Below are 17,898 nucleotides of genomic sequence, written 5' to 3' on the forward strand. Positions count from 1 at the left end.
CTCCCCGCGTACCGGCCCGGCCACACCCCGGGCCGGTACGCGCCCGCCCGCCTCCGAGAGGACGCCCACCATGACCCGTCATCCGAGCCAGCCCTCGATCGCCGGCCCTCCCGTCACGCTGACGGTCGCGGCACTGCGATCACCCCGCCTCGCCACCGTGGCGATCCTGCTCGCCCTCCTGGCCGGCACGGCCCTCGGCGCGCTGGCCGTACCGGCACCGGCCCGGGCGCACGCCGAGCTGATCCGGTCCACCCCGGCCCAGGGGCAGGTCCACCAGCGCTCGCCCGAGCGCCTGCAACTCCAGTTCACCGAACCGGTGACGGTACCGGTCGAGGGCGTACGCCTCTTCGACGGCCGGGGCGAACCGGTGCCGGTCGGCGACCCGACCCACCCGCCCGGCGACGGCACCACCGTGGACGTGCCGCTCCGCACCGTCCTGCCCGGCGGCGGCTACACCGTCGCCTGGCGGGTCACCTCGGCGGACAGCCACCCGGTCAGCGGCGCCTACACGTTCAGCGTCGGGACCGCCGCCGGCCCGGGCACCACGACGGCGGTGACCCCGGGCGTCGACACGTCCGGTTCCCGCGCCGGGCCGACGTACGGCGTCGTCCGGTGGGTCGGCTTCGCCGCCCTGGCGCTGCTGGTCGGGGTCGCCTTTTTCGTGACGTACGCCTGGCCGGCCGGTGTCGCGCGGCGCGCCGTACGACGGTTGCTCTGGGTCGGCTGGGCGGCATCGCTGGGCAGCGCCGTGGCCGCCGTCCTGGCGTACGGCCCCTACTCGGCCGGCCTGCCGCTCACCCGGGCGTTCGACGGCGCGCTCCTGGCCACCACCCTCGACACCCGGCTCGGCGCGGCGCTGACCGTTCGGATCGGGCTGCTGATCCTGCTGATCCCGGCCCTGGTGGTGCTGCCCGGTCGGCTGGCCGCCCGCGCCGATCTCCCGAACGGTCGGGCGTGGACGGTCTCCCGGACGCTGCCCCCGGTGGCCGTCCTGGTCGTCGGCGCCGGGCTCGCGGTCACCTGGGGACTCGCCAACCACAGCGCGGTGGGGGAGTACCGCATGCCGGCGCTCGCCTCCGACGTGGTCCACCTGGTCGCGATGGCCGTCTGGCTCGGTGGCCTGGTCGTCCTGGCCGGGGTGTTGCTGCCGGCCCGGGAGATCGCGGCGATGCGTACCGCTGTTCCCGCCTACTCCCGCAGCGCCCAGGTCAGCGTCGGACTGCTGGTCGTCACCGGGATGTTCCAGCTCTGGCGGCAGGTACGCGGACTGCCCGCGTTGCTGGAGACGCCGTACGGTCGGTTGCTGCTGGCGAAGCTGAGTCTCGTCCTGGTACTGCTCGCGCTCGGCACGCTGGCCCGGTCGTGGGTGCGGCGGCACTACCCGGACCGACCGGTCGCCGCCGTCCCGGCCGTCCCCCGCCCCGCCCGCGCCCAGATCGAGAAGGTCGGCGCCCCCGCGGTCCGGGGCGGTGTCGCGACGAGTGACCGGCCGGCCGGTGCCCCGGCGCCCCGGGGCGGCGTCGCGACGGGTGGTCAAACCAGGACGGCCGGCCCGTCGACGAGTGGTCCGACCCGGCGGGGTGGCTCGTCCGACCCGGACCCGCACCAGCTCTACCACTTCGGGCGCCGGATCACGTTCGAGATCGTCCTGGGACTGGCGGTGCTGGGTCTGACCGCGGCGCTGGTCGCGACCCCGCCGGCCCGGGTGGCCTACGCGGACCGGCACACCGGCCAACCGGTCGGCCTCGGCGGACCCGGCCCCGGAGCCGTCGCCGACCCGGACCCGCCCGCCGGCGCTCGCGGGCCGATCCCGTTCGACGCCGGCGCCGGCCCGGCCGCCGAGGGGCTGCTCCTGTTCGACCTGTTGCCCCGCCGGGTCGGTAGCGCCACCGCCCACGTGTCGGTCCTGGATCCGGCCGGCCGGCCGAAGGAGGTGCCGGAGGTCAGGATCGCGCTCCGACTCGCGGCACGCGACCTGGGCCCGCTCGACGTGCCGCTGCGCGTCGCCGGTCCCGGCCACTACCTCGGCACGATCACGGTGCCGCTGGCCGGTGACTGGGAGGCGGACGTGACGGTGCGTACCTCGGAGGTGGAGCAGACGACGCTGCGGATCCCGGTCACGGTCTCCCCGTGACCACGATCCACGTCGTGCCCCGGCCGGACGGGTGGGCCGGCGCCGGTCCACCCGTGCCGGCGTGCCCGGTGGCGGTGCCGGGCTATCCGCCGCTCGTTGCTGGCCGGAGCACCGCAACCAGGGTGCCGTCCACGGTGGTGATGTCGAAATGCTCCGGCTGCACCAGGTTCCTGGGCAGGCTGATCTCCCGGGGATTCGTACCGAACGGGAACTCGTCAGCCCGGTACCCGAACACCAGCTTGTCGTTCTTGACCGGCAGCACGATGGCGTCAATCCGGTCGTACGGGTTGTCCCGTAGGCGTGCGGCGAACTCGGCCGGACTCGTCGACCGGCCCAGGTCGCCCAGGAAGGCCAGGCGCTCCTTGAACCGCCCGGTGGGATGGCTGTAGTTGGCGTTGAACTGCACGAACCCGTAGTACGGGTAGAGGGCCAGCAGGTCGGAGTTCGCGGTGAGCAGAACCGGCCGGTCCGGTCCTTGGTACCGGGCGTCGATGATCCTGCTGAGCTGGGCCGGCGCCGGCTTCCAGGCCACCGCCTCGGGCCGGTGGAACGCCGGCAGCTGCCCGTCCGGCAGCGTCCGGTTGTGCGCGTGGTGGATGTCCGCCAGCACGACGTCGACGAACCGGTCACCGGCGAAGACCGCGAGCAGGACCCCGCCGGTGGCCGCGAGCCGCCAGACCACGATGGCCGTCAGGTGGCGGTGGGCGTACCCGGCCACGCGGACCAGGGCCATCGCCGCCGCCGCGAGCAGTACCACCGGGACCAGTTCGCGCATCCGGAACGACATCAGCGGCTTCGACACCGCCAGGAAGAGGAAACCGATCGCGTGCCAGACGTACGTCGAGACGAGGAGGACCAGCAGTGCCCGGGAGAGCGCCTCGCGGGCGGTCACCACCAGGAAGACCAGCCCGACGAGACAGAGCACCCCGATCACCGAGGGTTCCAGCATCGGCAGGGCGAGGCGTCCCGAGTTCAGGGTTATCCAGCGGTTGTTCAGCGACTCGAAATGCGCCGAGGTCAGGAAGTTCCAGGCGAGCGGTGCCCAGTAGGGACTCGACCCGAGCGCCGAGATGCCGAGGACGGTGAGCGGGCGGGTCAGCTCGCCCCAACTGATCCGGCCCTGCCGGCGGGTCCAGAGCAGGTGCAGACAGAGCGCGATCGGGATGACGAAGAAGAAGTAGTAGTAGACCGTGAACAGGACCGCGCCGATGGCCCCGAGCACCAGTGGGTGCCAGCGCCGCAGTCCGGGCCGGCTCAACCCGTGCCCGACCTGCAGCCACCACGGCACGAACGCCACCAGGACGATCCAGGCGTAGGTCTCGTTGAGCCCGGGGACGAGGAAGGGCACCACGGAGATGAGCGCCGCGACCCGCACGGGCACGACCCGCCGCCACAGCAGGTACGACACGATCGGGGCGAGGAACGTGACCGCGATGGTGCCGTACTTCAGCATGTGCCACGGCACGACGCCGGCCAGGTCCCCGGCCCGGCCCAGCAACCAGAAGTACGTCGGCGCGTAGTACGCCGGCAGGTCACGGTAGGTGTAGTCGCCGCCCCACCAGGAGTCTCCGAACCGGGTGACCGCGGCTGTCCGGAACAGCTGGTCGCCGTCGAGGGCGTACAGGTCGAACGGGGTGCCGTGCAGTCCGACCAGGAGCGTCAGCGCACCGAGACCACCGAACAGGGCCGGGATCAGGTCGGCGTCCCAGGACTGTCCACGGCGGCGGGCCCACCAGACCGCCGCCACCGCCACGGCGCCGACCAGGAGCGGGCCGGCACGTAGGCCGTACTGGACCCTTCCGGAGAAGGGATGGTAGTCCCCGGACACGATGGCCAGCAGCTGGATGGCGAGCACCACGACCGCGACGGCGGCGGCGATGAGCAGCGGACGTACCGCGAGCAGGCCGCGCCGCAGCCGGTCGGCCCGGACGGTGGGGTCGCTGTCGTCGGATGCCGGTGTCACCGCCTTCGGTGTCCGGTCCGACCCGGCCTCGCCTCCGGCGGGGTCGTCGTTTCCGGGGCCGGTCCCCTCGACCGTGTCGGAGCGGTCGTCGCCGGCTGCGCCGGCCCTGTCGTTCCTGGTGGCGTCCGGGCCGTCGTTGTCGGACCCGCCAGGCTCGGCGGGGTAGGCCGCCGGGTCGGGGTGTCCGTCCGCCGCATCGAGAACGCGTGCCACGGCTGCTCCAGAGATCAGTGAACGGAAGCGGGCCGTCGTAGGGTAGCGGAGGTCGTCCGTCTCCCGGCGCTGACGCCCTGCCGAGCCCGGTCGGGGGCCGGCGCGGCACCGGGCGCCGTCACTTGGTCGCGCCGCTGGTGAACCCGTTGTAGATGAAGCGCTGCAGCAGCAGGAAGACGATCAGCGTGGGGATGATGACCAGGATGACCCCGGCCGAGATGACCTCCCACTGCGCCCCGAACGGTCCCTTGAACCGGAACAGCGAGGTCGAGATGACCCCGAGTTCGCTGTCGGGCATGTAGAGGAACGGGATGTAGAACTCGTTGTAGATGGCGATGCCCTTGATGATGACCACGGTGGCGATCGCGGGTTTCAGCAGCGGCAGGATGATTCTGAGATAGATGGTGAGGTGGCTGGCGCCCTCGATGGCGGCGGATTCGTCGAGTTCCCGGGGGATACCCCGGAGGAACTGCTGGAAGATGTAGATCGAGATGATGTCGGTGCCCAGGAACAGGGCGATCGCCGACCAGCGGGTGTTGAAGAGGCCGAGCTGGTTCACCACCTGGAAGGTCGCCACCTGGGTCGTCACCCCGGGTACCAGCGTGGCGAGCAGGAACAGCGCGATGATCGTCCGTCGGAGCCGGAACTCGAACCGGTCGAGCGCGTACGCCGCCATCGAGCCGATCAGGACCGTCCCGGCGACCGAGACGAGCAGGATCAGGCTGGTGTTGGCGAAGGCGCGCAGCATGCCGCCCCGGGTGAAGGCGGTGACGTAGTTGTCGAGGTTGAACCAGTTGCCGGGGGCGTCGAACGGGGCACCGTTGACGAACTCGTCGTTCGTCTTCAGTGAGGCCATGAGGAGGACCAGCAGCGGCAGCAGTACGACGAGCGCGGCGCCGACCAGGGAGAGGTACTTCAGCCCGACGGCCAGCCGGGCGGCGAACCCCTCGGGCCGGTGCCGTCGGCCGCGCGACGGCCGGTTCACCGGCCCGCCTCGGCGGTCGGTGCCGGGCACCGGGCGGGTACGGCGGTCGGTCAGGCTCACGACAGGTTCACCTTCTCGTCGGGGACGACCCGGCGTTGCACCCAGGTGACCAACAGGACGATCAGCAGCAGGACGACGGCCATCGCCGAGGCGAGCCCCACCTTGTGGTAGCGGAACGCCATGTTGACCGTCTGGATCACGAAGGTCTCGCTGCCGTTGGCCCCGCCGGTCATGATCCAGGGGATCTCGAAGACCGCGAGCGAGCCGGAGAGGGCCAGGATGAACGAGAGTCCGATGATCGGCCGGATCCCGGGCAGGATCAGGTAGCGGAACTGGTGCCACCGGTTCGCCCCGTCGATCTCGGCGGCCTCGTAGAGCTGCGCGGGAACCGACTGGATGGCGCCGAGGAAGAGGACGAAGTTCAGCCCCAGGTAGCGCCAGACCGACGTTCCGGCCAGCGAGTAGTTGATCACCTCCGGGTCGCCGAGCCACTGCTGGGACAGGCCGCCGAGTCCGAGCACCCGTAACGCCGAGTCCAGGGTCCCGCCGGGCTGGAAGAAGTACAGGAAGACCATCGCGATGGCGACCCCGTTGATCAGGTACGGGAAGAAGAGGATCCCCTTGAAGAGGTTCCGGAACCTGACGTTGAAGCTGAGCACGGTGGCGAAGTAGAGCGCCAGGGCGATCTGCAGTACGGACGCGCCGATGTAGTAGAGGCTGACCCGGAGCACGCCGAAGAGCTCGGGTCGGGTGAATATCTCGACGTAGTTGTCCGCGCCGACGAACTCCTTGCTGGGGCTCAGCCCGTTCCACGAGGTGGCGCTGTACCAGAACATGTTGACGACCGGGATGTAGGTGAAGATCACCAGCAGTGCCACCGGCGCCAGCAGGAACAGGTACGGGGTGACGACCCGCTTCCGCCGGCGTGGTGGCTGCCGGCGGGGGCCGGTGGGCCCGAGCCGCCACCGCTGGGCGGCCGGCCCGGGAACCCGGCTCGCGGTGTTCGTCGGAGTCGCCATCTGGTACGCAAGCCTTCCGGTCGGTGTCGGGCCGGGACAGCGTCGTTCGGTCAGTCGTCGGGGCGGCGGTCAGTCGTTGCGGCGGACTGGACTGCGGGCGGTGGCAGGGCGTACGGGTGGTCGGGACCCGTACGCCCTGGAGGTCGCCGTCCCGGAGCCGGGGGACGTCGGCGTCCAGGAGGACCGGCTGGGACGCCCGGCTACCGGAGCTTGGCCCTGGTCTCCGCCCACTTCCTGTTCAGGTCGGCGAAGATCTGGTCTCTGGTCTCGTTCCTCGCCCCACGGGCCGCGTCCACAAGGCGCTGCCGGTACGCCCCGTCGTAGAGGGCGATCTCGGCCTCGTTGCCGACCTTGTCGGCCAAGCCCTCCTCACCCTTCGGCGCGGGAGCCAGTTCGATGAACTCGGTGTCGGCGGCGGTCAGGTCGGCCAGGGTCGCCGGCATCGCCTGGCTGATCACCGGTGAGATGCCTCCCTGGTCGACGGCGTAGTTCGACTCGTTGGCGAACCAGTCGACCCAGGCCCGGGCGGTCGCCTTGTTCTTCGAGTTGATGTTGATCGCGTTCTTGTAGTCCCCGCCCATCACGGTGTGGAACTTGCCGTTGACCTGGTGGGGAAAGGGCAGGTAACCGATGTCGGTCGGCTCCGGTGCCGCGTCCTGCATCTGCACGATCGACCACGAACCGAGCATCATGGTGGCGACCTTGCCGCTGCCGAGCAGCCCCTTGGACTGTTCCCAGTTGGTGGTGGTCGGGTCGGGCTCGGTCAGGCCCTGCGCCACGGCGTCGAAGAGCAGCGAGTCGAGGACGAAGTGCTCCTTGCCCGGTGCCCAGGGTGCGTCGTCCCGGCCCAGCTTGATCCCCGCTTCCGGATCGCCGCTGACCGCACCCCGCGCGCCCTCCCACTGGCCGAGCGGCCACTTGTCCTTGTAGTTGGTGTAGAGCGGGATCGCGTCGGTCCGGTCCCGGATGGCGGTCAGCGCGGCGAGGAACTCGGCCGGGGTCTTCGGTGGCGCGGTGACGCCCGCCTGCTGCCACACCCTCTTGTTGTAGACGAAACCCTGGGCGTTGCCGGTGATGGCGATGCCGTAGACGGTGCCCTCGAAGCTCTGTTCGCTGCGGACGAACCGGTACTTCTTCTCGAGGTCGTCGACGCTGCCGAGCGGCTCGAAGAAGGTCGGCAGCATGTCGGCGGTGACGGAGTTCGGGATGAGCAGGACGTCGCCGTACTCCCTGGTGTTCATCCGGATCCGGATCTCACCCTCGTAGTCGGTGATCGCCTCGAACTTGACCGTCGTCCCCGGATACTTCGCCTCGAACGTCTTCTTGTACTCCTGGAAGACCGTGTTGACGATGTCGGTCCGCTGGGTGAGCACCGTGATCTCGCCGGCGACGGTGCCGTCGGAGCCGCCGTTGTCGTCGCCGCAGCCCGCCAGAGCCAGTGACAGCACGAGTGCCGCGCCGGCGACCGCGTACTTTCTCATATGCGCGTCCCACCTTTCGGTGTCCACAATGTCATTGCGCGATGCGTGGAGACGCGCTTCCGTCAGAACGGGGTGGGTAGCGCGACTTGCAGGGGAAAGTACACGCGGGTTACAGCCGTGTCAACGACGTGACAACGCCGCGGGAGAACTGAACTGTTAAGCACGTGAACCGGTTCAGGCCGAACGTCCTATGTGCCCTGCTCCCGGTGCCGGCAGCGGGATCGGGGCGGCAACCATGACGACCGAGAGGGGGCCGTAAACCGGTTCAGGCATGTGCGCAGGTCGGGCTGGGTACGGCCTGGCGTGGCGAGCGTCGCCGATTCTGAAAGCCAACGACAACCGACACTACGACTTGCGAGGGACGCGGTGATGTCTACCGACAGTGGAGGGCCGTCGATGGGGGTCGGAATACGGCCACGTCGGATGGGCCACCATTGCCCCGGGCGTCCCGTCCATGGTCGGCGAATCGCATGGTGCCAAACCCGGGCCACGTCCGTGCCCGGCCCGGCCCGGCCCACGCGGCGGATCCGCCGGACGGACGGTCGCGACGGCCGGTTCCGGGTCGTCTATCGTTGCCCGGAGGCCGGAGTCAGCCGATGGCGAGGTCGACGGTGGCCGGGTAGCACCGGTGCGGGACCGGCGGCCGGCATGGACCGGATCGGACGGACAGTGGGGGACCGGCGGACGTGGGCTTCGACCTGGACTGCTACTTCGCCGTGGACGACGAGGTGCTGCCGCTCTACGAGCGACTTGTGCCCGGCGGTTCCCGCTGGGTCGTACCGGTCAGCGGTCACGGCCTGCCGGCGGGCTGGATCCTGCCCGACCCGTGGTACCTGCACGACGTGGTCGGCGGCAAGCACGCGTTGGCCGAGGGATGGACGCGGGACGACGGTCTCCCCGGATGGCGCGCTGCTGCCGGCGTACCGGCGCAGCCGGACCCGTTGGACCTGCTCGACGACGGGTCGCTCCAGGTCGCCTCGTTGCTGAGCCTCGCCGCGCCGGCGGGTGTGCTGGTCCTCGGCGACCACACGTTCGGCGGAACACTGATAGACGAGTACGCGGCCGCTCTGGTCCGGGGCCGGCTGCGGGCCGCCGCCGGGATCGACCACCGGGTCCGGGGCGGTGAGCCCGGCGGCTTTGTCCTGAGGGACGGGCGTTACCAGCAGACGGATCCGGCGACGTTGAGTCCGGTGGCGGACTGTGCGGCCGTACTCGACCGGCGGTTCGCCGGGGCGTCCCTGTTCGACGGCTACCTGCCGCGCGACGCGCTCTCCCAGCTGTACGCGGAGCCGAGGCCGACCGTCTCGGCGATCCCGGGCCTCGATCCCGCGACGGTCAGCGACTGGATTCCCCACTTCCCGATCCTCGCCGCCGACCAGTGACCCTGACGGCTGGCCGCCGGCTGCAAACCACCCGGCGACCGACCGCCGTCACCGGCCACCGGGCCGGCGTCGGGCATCGGCCGCGCCGCGCTCCGTCAGCGGCCCGCCGGAGTCACGTCCTGACCATCCGGCCGGTCGGCACCGGCTCGACGGCGGCGCCAGCCCTCGACGGCCCGCTCGACGTCGACGGTCGCCAGCACCACCGGCGGACCGTCGACCAGTCCCCGCCGAGCCAGCAGGATCCGCTGGTTGAGGTCGGCGACGACGGCCCGGACCGACTGCTCCGTCGGCTCCTTCGCCAGACGCCGGGGCAGCTCCTCAACCTCCTTGCGGATCTTCAGTGAGGTCGGCGCCAGGCCGGTGAGCTCCTCCCGGCGGATCCAGTCCCTGATCCACCAGTCCTCGTCGTAGTCCGTCCCGTAGCCGGGGAGGGGTTTGCCGGCGCCGGGCAGGTTGTCGAACTCGCCCCGCTCCCGCGCCTCGCGGATCTGGCGCTCGATCCGGGATTCGTACCAGCTCGGCATGCCTCAGCCTCCCCGCCCTCGGTCCCGCCCCGTTCGATCGTAGGCCGGAGCCGCTGGCCGGCACCGCTGTCGGTGGGGGAGACGTCGGCCACCCCCTTGCTGTGGATCGACTCAGCAACGTGGTCGCGCCGGTTCCACGCGTGTCATGCTGCATCGACCGGAGTCGCCTCCCTCCCGGGTCAGGAGTTGTCAGTGTCAGCCGAGGAAGCCGTACCGGTGGGGTCGGCACGTCGCTCGTTCCGGCCGGTACTGCTCAGTGTCGTGATCACCGCGATCGTGGCGCTGCTGTTCGGCGTACCGTGGTGGATCCTGGTCGTCGCCGGCGCGGCCTGGCCGACGCCGGTGGTGGTCGTCGGCACGCTCGTCTTCCTCGCCGCGCTCGTCGCGCTGCCGGTGCTGATGACGCTCGGACACGGCGGCCGCCGCCTGGACCGGGCGGCCCGGGCCGGTGACACGCTGCTCGGGGTGATCTGGGTCCTCTTCGTCTGGGCACTGCTCGGCTGCGTCCTGCGGCTCGGGCTCGGGCTGGCCGGGGTCGCCGATCCGGTCCGGTCCCGGGCCACGGCCGTGGTGGTCGCCGCCGTCTCGCTGGTGCTACTGGCCTGGGGCCATCACGAGGCGATGCGGGTGCCAAGGATCCGGCGGGTGGAGGTGCCGATCGACCGGCTCGGCGCCGGACTGGACGGGGTCCGGGTCGTCCTGCTCACCGACACCCACTACGGGCCGATCGACCGGGCGGACTGGTCGGCCCGGGTGGTCGCCGCGGTGAACGCCCTCGACCCCGACCTGGTCTGTCACACCGGGGACATCGCCGACGGCAGCGTCGCCCAGCGCCGGGCCCAGGCGGCCCCGTTGCGCGACGTCCGGGCCCGGCTCGCCCGGACCTACGTGACCGGCAACCACGAGTACTTCGGCGAGGCGCAGGGCTGGCTCGACCACATGCGCGAGCTGGGCTGGGAGCCGCTGCACAACCGACACATCGTGGTCGAGCGCGACGGCGCCCGGCTGGTCGTCGCCGGGGTCGACGACGCGACCGCCGGTGGATCCGGACATCCCGGTCACCGGGCCGACCACGCCACGGCGCTGGCCGGCGCCGCCCCGGATCTGCCGGTGCTGCTCCTGGCCCACCAGCCGAAGCAGATCGGCGCGGCGGTCGCGCACGGGGTCGACCTCCAGCTCTCCGGGCACACCCACGGCGGCCAGATCTGGCCGTTCCACCTCCTGGTACGCCTGGACCAGCCGACGGTACGCGGACTGAGCCGGCACGGCGACCGGACCCGGCTCTACACCAGCCGGGGCACCGGTTTCTGGGGACCGCCGTTGCGGATCTTCGCACCGAGCGAGATCACCCTGCTGACCCTCCGCGCGGCGTGACCCGGCCGCCGGTGTCAGGCGCCGGTCTCGCGGTGCGGGGTGGTGACCGGCTTCGACTCCGGTGAACCGTGCTGGCGGAGGAAAACGCTGAGTACGATCAGCGCGCCGACGGCGAGGAACTCGCTCTGCCAGTTCTGCATCGACTGGAACCAGAAGTCACCGGTCTGGAGGAACTGCCAGGCGCTGATCGGCGCGGCGCCGCTCTCCAGCCGCTGCTGCTCGTTGAACTCGGCGGTGCCGCCGAGCAGGTGCAGGACGAAGGAGATCGCGAACAGCAGCAGCAGGGCGAGGGAGAGACTGTTGCGGTACAGGGTGAGCGCCACGCCCCGGACGTGCACCGGCCAGGGCGAGTTCGGCTTGGCGTTGCGGGCGTGGTCGTCGGGCCGGTCGGTGTCCGGCTCGGGCTTCGACTCCGACGAGCCCCGCTGGATCAGGTAGGCGGTGAGCAGGACGTAGGCGCCCATCTGGAGGAACTCCGACTCCCAGTTCTCGAAGACCGCCTCCGCGAAGTGCCCGGTACCGAGGTAGTGCAGGTAGCTCTGCGGTGCCGAGCCGAACTGCGTCAGCTCCTCGTTGTGCGTCTGCCAGCCGAAAACGCTCTGCAGGACGAGGAAGAGCAGGAACGCACCGAACATCGTCAGGGCCAGCGCGTTGTCGCGCAGCCAGCGGCGCGGTGACGGCGTCTCCCGCCGGTCCGACGACTTCTTCTCCGTGACGAGTGGTCGCGCCATGTGGAGATCTCCCTTCATCAGGGGTGTGGTGCTGTCCTGGATCAGGAGTTCCTACCCCGGTGACCCTCCGTTCCCTGGGCGCAACTCCGGAAAACCTGGTCAAGGTGGTACCGCCGCCCGGACCGGACAGCGCGGACCGGCTGGTCAGGTTCGGCGCGCGGGTCGGGGCCGGTCCGGCCGGTCGGGCCGCGGGTCGGCGTCACCGGGGCCGCCGCGCTGACGGTCGTCGAGGACGAGTGGGGATGAATCGCCGCCGTGCCGGGTACGGAGGACCGGGCAGGGAACCACCGACAGATCCTGGAGGTGCGCCGTGACTGCCTTCGTCACCCAGTACACGCTGGACGTACAGGACGTTGATCTCATGGCCCGGTTCTGGTCCCAGGTGTTGGGCTACCGGGTGGTACGCAGGGACGGAAGCGTCAAGCTCTGGCCGCCCGAGGACGCACCAGCGACGGTACCGACGATCTTGTTGCAACCGACAGCCTCGGTCAAGACGGGCAAGAACCGGCTCCACCTGGACCTCGCGGTACGGGGCGGCGCGGCGGCCGCCGAGGTCGAGCGACTGATCGGACTGGGAGCACGCCGGACCGACGTCGGGCAGCGCGGCGACGAACCGTTCGTGGTGCTCGTCGACCCGGAGGGCAACGAGTTCTGTCTCCTCGACCGCCCCATCCGTGGCGACTGACCGGGTCGCCGGGCGTGATGACCGGTTTATCCCGGACTCCGGTCGGGCACCGTTCACCGGGTACGACACCTGCCGGAGGGCAGGACGGACCAACCGGAGGAGGTTGTGATGCCGGCACGTAAGGAGATGCCCAGCACCCTCAGGCGGTCGCCGAAGAAGGCCCAGGACACCTGGGCGAAGGCGCACGACTCGGCCGTCGAGTCGTACGGTGAGGGGGAGCGGGCACACCGTACGGCGTTCGCGGCGGTGAAGCACTCGTTCGAGAAGGTCGGTGACCACTGGGAGGGCAAGGGCCGCAAGGGTCCGAGCGACGCCCAGGCGGCCCGGACCAGGCCGGCCAGGTCCACCGGTACCGCCGGCGGGGTCGACGCGAACGCCACCAAGGAACACCTGATGGGCGTGGCGAAGCGGCTCGACGTCCGAGGCCGGTCCCGGATGACCAAGGCGGAGCTCGTGGACGCGATCCAGAAGGCGAACAACCGTCGTACCCGGGCGGCCCGGGACCGGTGACCCGAGCCGGCTCCGGGTGGACCGGACCCGAGCGGTCGGTCGCCAGCGGGGTGGGCCGGGACAGCCGGCCCGACCTCGGCCGAATTGCCGAGACATAGATGCTGATATATCTTCCGTGGCAGGATCCGACCCTGGTGGGGCGGACCGGCGGAGGGAGCGGCCATGTTCGGACCCGGCACATCCCCGGTGCGCCGCGGGTTCGGTGGCGCCGTCCTGGCGGTGATCTCCGCCGGTGCTCTCACTCTCGGCCCGACCCCGGTCGCGGCGGCCGACCGGACCACCGTTGCTCCGCCGACGGGCGCCGGTCAGGCGGTGGCGGCGGCCGCACCCGGCCTGTATGCCGGCGGCACCTTCACCCGGGCCGGCGGGACGGCCGTCGACCGGGTCGCGCGCTGGACCGGGACGGTATGGTCCGGTCCCGGCGGTGCCCCGGCCGCCGGACCGGACGGCCCGGTCACCGCGTTCACCCTCTACCAGGGCGACCTCGTCGTCGGCGGCAGCTTCCTGACCGCCGGCGGGGTACGGGTGAACGGGATAGCCCGGTGGGACGGCAGTACCTGGACGCCGCTGACCGGGCCCGCCGGTACCGGGGTGATGAGCACCCCGCTCGACTTCGTCGACGCCCTCGCGGTCTTCGACGGGGACCTGATCGTCGGCGGGCAGTTCCTCCAGGCCGGCGGCGTCGCGGTGAACCACGTGGCGCGCTGGGACGGCACGCGGTGGTATCCGCTGACCGGCGCCGGAGGCACCGGGGTCGACGTGGCGCCGGTCTCGGACCTGGCCGTGCACGACGGTGTGCTGATCGTCGCGGGCGGCTTCAGTCAGGCCGGCGGGCTGGCCGCCAACCGGATCGCCCGGTGGACCGGGCAGGGGTGGTCGACCCTGGGCGCCGGATTCAACGGCGAGGTCCTGGCGCTGGCCGTGTTCTCCGGCGCGCTGGTGGCGACGGGCGGGTTCACCGAGGTCGACGGCGTGCCGGCGGCCCGGATCGCCCGTTGGGACGGCGACACCTGGGCGGCACTCGGCGGCGGGTTGAACGCGGAGGGACGGGCGCTCACGGTACACGACGGTTCGCTGGTCGTCGGCGGGCACTTCACCGAGGCGGGTGGTGCGACGGTGAACTACCTCGCCCGGTGGAGCGGTACGGCCTGGGCGGGCCTGACCGGGCCCGGTGGCACCGGCACCGACGACACGGTCCTCTGTCTGGCCGTCCACGATGGCCGGTTGGTCGCCGGCGGATTCTTCGCCACCGCCGGCGGGGTGGCGGTGGCGCACGTCGCCGCCTGGAACGGTGCGAGCTGGGCCGCGCTGGCCGGCCCGGCCGGCGCGGGAACCGACGGCGGGGTCTACGCGCTGCACAGCGTGTGACGGGCCGCCGCGCCGGCAACACCGTGCTCCGGCGATCCTGGAGCCCGGACGGGCACCGGCGTCCGGTGACGCCGCGCCGGGCGACACCGACCGGGGCTGGGCGCCGCTACCGTGGGGCCGGAACGGTCTCGACCATCCTTTCGCCGTACGCCTCGACGAGTTGGCGTTCGGCGGTGCGGAGGTAGTCGTCGAGCACCTCGTGGGCGCGCTCCACGTCACCGGAGCGGATCAGCCGCAACAGTTCCCGGTGCCGGTCGAGATAGGGCTGGTGGAAGGTCTGCGGGGCGGCCATCACGTGGAACGCCAGGCGGATCTCGGCCAGCGTCTGCCGCATGATCTCCTCGACCCGGGGGCTGCCGGCCAGGCCGGCGATGGCCTGGTGGAACTGCATGTTGGCGGTGCCGACGTCGAACCACCGCTGGGCGGCCGCGGCCTGTTCACCCTCGATCAGGGCGGCCTCGATCGCGTTCGTCGCCCCTGGCGGGCTCTGCCGGGCGTTGCGGACCGCCGCGCACTCGAGCACCCGACGCACCCGGTAGATGTCGATCACGTCGTCGACGTCGAGGACCCGGACGAAGACGCCCCGGTTGAGTTCGTGTACGACGAGCCGTTCGTGGATCAGCAGCCGGAACGACTCCCGCAGGGTGTTGCGGGAGACACCGAGCGCGGAGCCGATCATCTCCTCGGAGAGCCGGGTGCCCGGGAGCAGGGCACCCTCGGTGATCCGCGCGCGCAGGATCTCGGCGACCCGTTGCGCGGTGCTGGCCCGGGTGATCAGCGCCCGGTCGTCCTGCAGCTTCGTCAGCCACGTCACGCGGTCATTGTCCTTCATGCTGTCGCGCCCTCAATCGAGAGAAGGGGTCGTGCTACGACGAGGTTACAAGTCAACATGACCATTGACGGATTGTTCAACAGTCTGCCAACCTGAACGTGCGGCCCTCACCACACATCCCCCGGGAGGCGCAATGTCGATCACCCTCGACCTGAACAGCGACCTCGGAGAGGGCTTCGGGGTCTGGCAGCTCGGCGACGACCTCGCCCTGCTGAAGATCGTGACCAGTGCCAACGTCGCCTGCGGCTTCCACGGCGGCGACCCGACGATCATGCGACGGGTCTGCGCCGAGGCGGTGCGCCGGGACGTCTCGGTGGGCGCCCACGTCGGCTACCGGGACCTGGCCGGCTTCGGTCGCCGGGCGATGGACATCGAGCCCGACCGACTCGCCGACGACGTGCTCTACCAGCTCGCCGCGCTGGACGGAATCGCCCGGGCCGAGGGAGGCCGGGTGCGGTACGTCAAACCGCACGGCGCGCTCTACAACCGCACGGTGACAGATCAGGCGCAGGCCGCCGCCGTTGTCGCCGCCGTCGCCGCGTACGACCCGGGTCTGCCGATCCTCGGCCTGCCCGGTTCGCAGCTGTTGCGGCAGGCGGAGGAGGCCGGTCTCACGGCCGAGCGGGAGGCTTTCGCCGACCGGGGATACCGGCCCGACGGCAGCCTGGCGAAGCGGGGCAGCCCGGGCGCGCTGGTCACCGATCCGGCGGAGGTGGCCGAACGCTGCGTGCGGATGGCCACGACCGGGCGGGTGACCGCCGTCGACGGAAGCAGCGTCACCGTCAACCCGCGCTCGCTCTGCGTACACGGGGACACCCCGGGCGCGGTGGAACTCGCCCGCCAGGTCCGCGGCGCGCTACAGGACGCCGGGGTGCGGCTCGCCGCCTTCAGCTGAACCGACGCCGAACTTCGGCCGGCAAGACCGATTCCCTGACCAGTCAGGTCGACCCGCCGACGTCGACCTCCGTCCGGCGGCGTCGCGCGGCAGTCGCCGACGTCGACCACCGTCCAGCAACGACCACCGTCCACCGGTGTCGGTCCCGACCCACCGACGCCGCCTCCGGACCGGCCACCGTCGGCCGGGCAGGCCTGCCCAGCCGACGGTGACCGACTCCCGCACCTCAAGAACGCCGCCCGATGTCGCGGGCGGAGTCGTACCAACCCGTCAGAGCGCCGGTTTCGTCCCCATGGTTGGCCCCGGACGACGAGACCGACGCGGTCATCCAGAAAGGGTCAAGATCACTTTGAATGTGCAGAAGCTAACCGACAGTGTACGTGGCCGGATGAAGCTGATCGCCGCCACCGCCGTCGGTGCCTCGCTGGTACTGATGCCGGGTACCGCCGACGCCGGCCCGGCGCCCCTCGCCGGCCCCGGCGGTCCCGCCGGACAGTGCTACGACCGGAGCGCACCGACGACGTACGAGGAGACCCGGATCGACACCCCGGCCGCGCCGGGCGGTGTCCAGGTGCCGACCACCCTCGTCCAGGTCGGCGGCTTCACCCCGTACGTCGAGCGGCTGACCCGCGAGCTGTGCGAGGTGCGTTCGGTCAAGCAGGCCGACAAGCTGCTCCAGACCCGTGGCGCGGAGCTGTGGCGGACGGCCGTCGAACGGGCCCAGGGCAAGCGTTGGATGGGCAGCATCGAACGGTACGACGACCGGCCGCTCTACTGGTCCCGCCTGATCGGCACCCGCGACCTGCGCCAGTGGAAGCCGACGTTCCAGCTGACCGACACCGCCCGGGCCGCGCTGGTCAAGACCTTCGAGTACGCCTCCCGGGGCATCGACTCGACCGACTTCTCGTCCAGCCGCACCGTCACCCGGGTGCTGGTCAGCGGATTCGACCCGTACCAGCTCAACGGGGAGATCCGGCGCTCCAACCCGTCCGGCGCCTCGGCGCTGCAGCTCGACGGCCAGGAGTACCAGGTCGGTGACCGTACCGTGCAGATCCAGGCCGTCTCGCTGCCGGTGACCTGGAGCGGCTTCAACCTCGGCTACGTCGAGGACACCTTCGGGCCGCACCTGACCCGGAACAGCAAGGAGCGTGCCGACCTGATCATGACGATCAGCCAGGGCGGCCGGGCCCGGATGGCGATCGAGCAGTGGGCCGGCGCCTGGCGGGGCGGCAGCGCGGACAACAACAACGAGGGCACGCCCGAGGTCGTACCGCAGGTGACGAACTGGCCGCAGCCGCAGCCGAACCCCGAGTTCATCGAGACCACGCTGCCGTACCAGCAGATGATCGACGCCGGTACGACCCCGTGGCCGACCGCGCTCAACCCGCGGATCTGCGAGTGGACCGGCAACACCCGGCCGGACCCGGCCAAGGTCTCCTGCCACGACAACGGCCCGTCCCCGGACGCGCAGGCGCAGGCGGGTGGCGGCGGCAACTACCTCTCCAACGAGAGCATGTACCGCTCCAACCGGCTGCGGCTCGCGCTCGGCGCGACCGACGTACCCGGCGGGCACCTGCACATCTCCTCGCTGGTCTACCCGCAGAACCCGCTCGACGTGATCGACCCCGCGTTCGCCTCAGACCGCGCCCAGACGATCGAGCAGACCGTCGCCCTGGTGAAGGCCGCCGGCGCGGCCGTCTCCTGAGCCGTCCGCCGGGGCCGGGGGCGACGGCTGCCCCCGGCCCCGGCCGCCCCGGCTGATGGGAAGGGCCCCTTCTTATACAAAAAGCGATAACAAGGGG

15 protein-coding genes are annotated in these 17,898 nt (G+C 71.3%); 8 read left to right on the forward strand and 7 right to left on the reverse strand.

Annotated elements, in window-relative coordinates:
• The first annotated feature begins 70 nt into the window (after window positions 1–70).
• On the forward strand, window positions 71–2,134 hold the full coding sequence (locus V1633_RS35850) for a copper resistance CopC/CopD family protein (protein ID WP_331218632.1): 2,064 nt from the start codon (window positions 71–73) through the stop codon (window positions 2,132–2,134).
• A gap of 82 nt (window positions 2,135–2,216) precedes the next feature.
• Here the strand turns inward: V1633_RS35850 and V1633_RS35855 are convergent, their stop codons facing one another.
• The 4 genes from V1633_RS35855 to V1633_RS35870 form a co-directional block, all read right to left on the reverse strand.
• Window positions 2,217–4,310 carry an arabinofuranosyltransferase gene (locus tag V1633_RS35855; protein WP_331218633.1) on the reverse strand — a complete coding sequence of 698 codons (2,094 nt, stop codon included), beginning with the start codon at window positions 4,308–4,310 and terminating at the stop codon, window positions 2,217–2,219.
• Between the two features lie 118 nt (window positions 4,311–4,428).
• A complete protein-coding gene (locus tag V1633_RS35860; protein WP_331218634.1) occupies window positions 4,429–5,355 on the reverse strand; it encodes a carbohydrate ABC transporter permease in 927 nt (308 codons plus the stop codon).
• The gene (locus V1633_RS35865) at window positions 5,352–6,314 is read right to left on the reverse strand and encodes a carbohydrate ABC transporter permease (RefSeq protein WP_331218635.1); all 963 of its coding nucleotides are present in this window, start codon (window positions 6,312–6,314) and stop codon (window positions 5,352–5,354) included. The genes V1633_RS35860 and V1633_RS35865 overlap by 4 nt, the downstream gene beginning before the upstream one ends.
• A 200-nt stretch (window positions 6,315–6,514) precedes the next feature.
• Window positions 6,515–7,795 (reverse strand): ABC transporter substrate-binding protein, encoded by a 1,281-nt coding sequence (locus V1633_RS35870; RefSeq protein ID WP_331218636.1) that lies wholly within the window; start codon window positions 7,793–7,795, stop codon window positions 6,515–6,517.
• A 686-nt stretch (window positions 7,796–8,481) separates the two neighbouring features.
• On the opposite strand from V1633_RS35870, the gene V1633_RS35875 reads away from it, so the two are divergent.
• Window positions 8,482–9,177 carry a hypothetical protein gene (locus V1633_RS35875; protein WP_331218637.1) on the forward strand — a complete coding sequence of 232 codons (696 nt, stop codon included), beginning with the start codon at window positions 8,482–8,484 and terminating at the stop codon, window positions 9,175–9,177.
• A gap of 95 nt (window positions 9,178–9,272) precedes the next feature.
• Here the strand turns inward: V1633_RS35875 and V1633_RS35880 are convergent, their stop codons facing one another.
• A complete protein-coding gene (locus V1633_RS35880) occupies window positions 9,273–9,701 on the reverse strand; it encodes a DnaJ family domain-containing protein (protein WP_331218638.1) in 429 nt (142 codons plus the stop codon).
• Between the two features lie 192 nt (window positions 9,702–9,893).
• Here V1633_RS35880 and V1633_RS35885 point away from each other — a divergent pair, with 192 nt between their 5' ends.
• Window positions 9,894–11,075 (forward strand): metallophosphoesterase, encoded by a 1,182-nt coding sequence (locus V1633_RS35885; protein ID WP_331218639.1) that lies wholly within the window; start codon window positions 9,894–9,896, stop codon window positions 11,073–11,075.
• 14 nt (window positions 11,076–11,089) lie between these two features.
• Here V1633_RS35885 and V1633_RS35890 read toward each other — a convergent pair whose 3' ends face one another.
• On the reverse strand, window positions 11,090–11,806 hold the full coding sequence (locus V1633_RS35890; protein ID WP_331218640.1) for a DUF6766 family protein: 717 nt from the start codon (window positions 11,804–11,806) through the stop codon (window positions 11,090–11,092).
• A gap of 310 nt (window positions 11,807–12,116) precedes the next feature.
• Between V1633_RS35890 and V1633_RS35895 the strand changes: the two genes are divergently transcribed.
• From V1633_RS35895 to V1633_RS35905, 3 genes are all read left to right on the forward strand, one after another.
• Window positions 12,117–12,491 (forward strand): VOC family protein, encoded by a 375-nt coding sequence (locus tag V1633_RS35895; RefSeq protein ID WP_331218641.1) that lies wholly within the window; start codon window positions 12,117–12,119, stop codon window positions 12,489–12,491.
• 108 nt (window positions 12,492–12,599) lie between these two features.
• Window positions 12,600–13,001: a ChaB family protein gene (locus V1633_RS35900; protein ID WP_331218642.1), complete on the forward strand. Its 402-nt coding sequence runs from the start codon at window positions 12,600–12,602 to the stop codon at window positions 12,999–13,001.
• Between the two features lie 162 nt (window positions 13,002–13,163).
• Window positions 13,164–14,369: a hypothetical protein gene (locus V1633_RS35905; protein ID WP_331218643.1), complete on the forward strand. Its 1,206-nt coding sequence runs from the start codon at window positions 13,164–13,166 to the stop codon at window positions 14,367–14,369.
• Between the two features lie 106 nt (window positions 14,370–14,475).
• Here V1633_RS35905 and V1633_RS35910 read toward each other — a convergent pair whose 3' ends face one another.
• Window positions 14,476–15,183, reverse strand: a complete 708-nt coding sequence (locus tag V1633_RS35910; protein WP_331218644.1) for a GntR family transcriptional regulator — start codon at window positions 15,181–15,183, stop codon at window positions 14,476–14,478.
• Window positions 15,184–15,334: 151 nt separating this feature from the next.
• On the opposite strand from V1633_RS35910, the gene V1633_RS35915 reads away from it, so the two are divergent.
• Entirely contained in the window at window positions 15,335–16,096 is a 762-nt protein-coding gene (locus V1633_RS35915) for a LamB/YcsF family protein (protein WP_331218645.1), read from the forward strand.
• Between the two features lie 388 nt (window positions 16,097–16,484).
• The gene (locus V1633_RS35920; RefSeq protein WP_331218646.1) at window positions 16,485–17,801 is read left to right on the forward strand and encodes a hypothetical protein; all 1,317 of its coding nucleotides are present in this window, start codon (window positions 16,485–16,487) and stop codon (window positions 17,799–17,801) included.
• Window positions 17,802–17,898 lie beyond the last annotated feature (97 nt).

Origin of the sequence: Plantactinospora sonchi (assembly GCF_036422035.1) — a bacterium.
In the GTDB taxonomy this organism is placed as follows: domain Bacteria; phylum Actinomycetota; class Actinomycetes; order Mycobacteriales; family Micromonosporaceae; genus Plantactinospora; species Plantactinospora sonchi.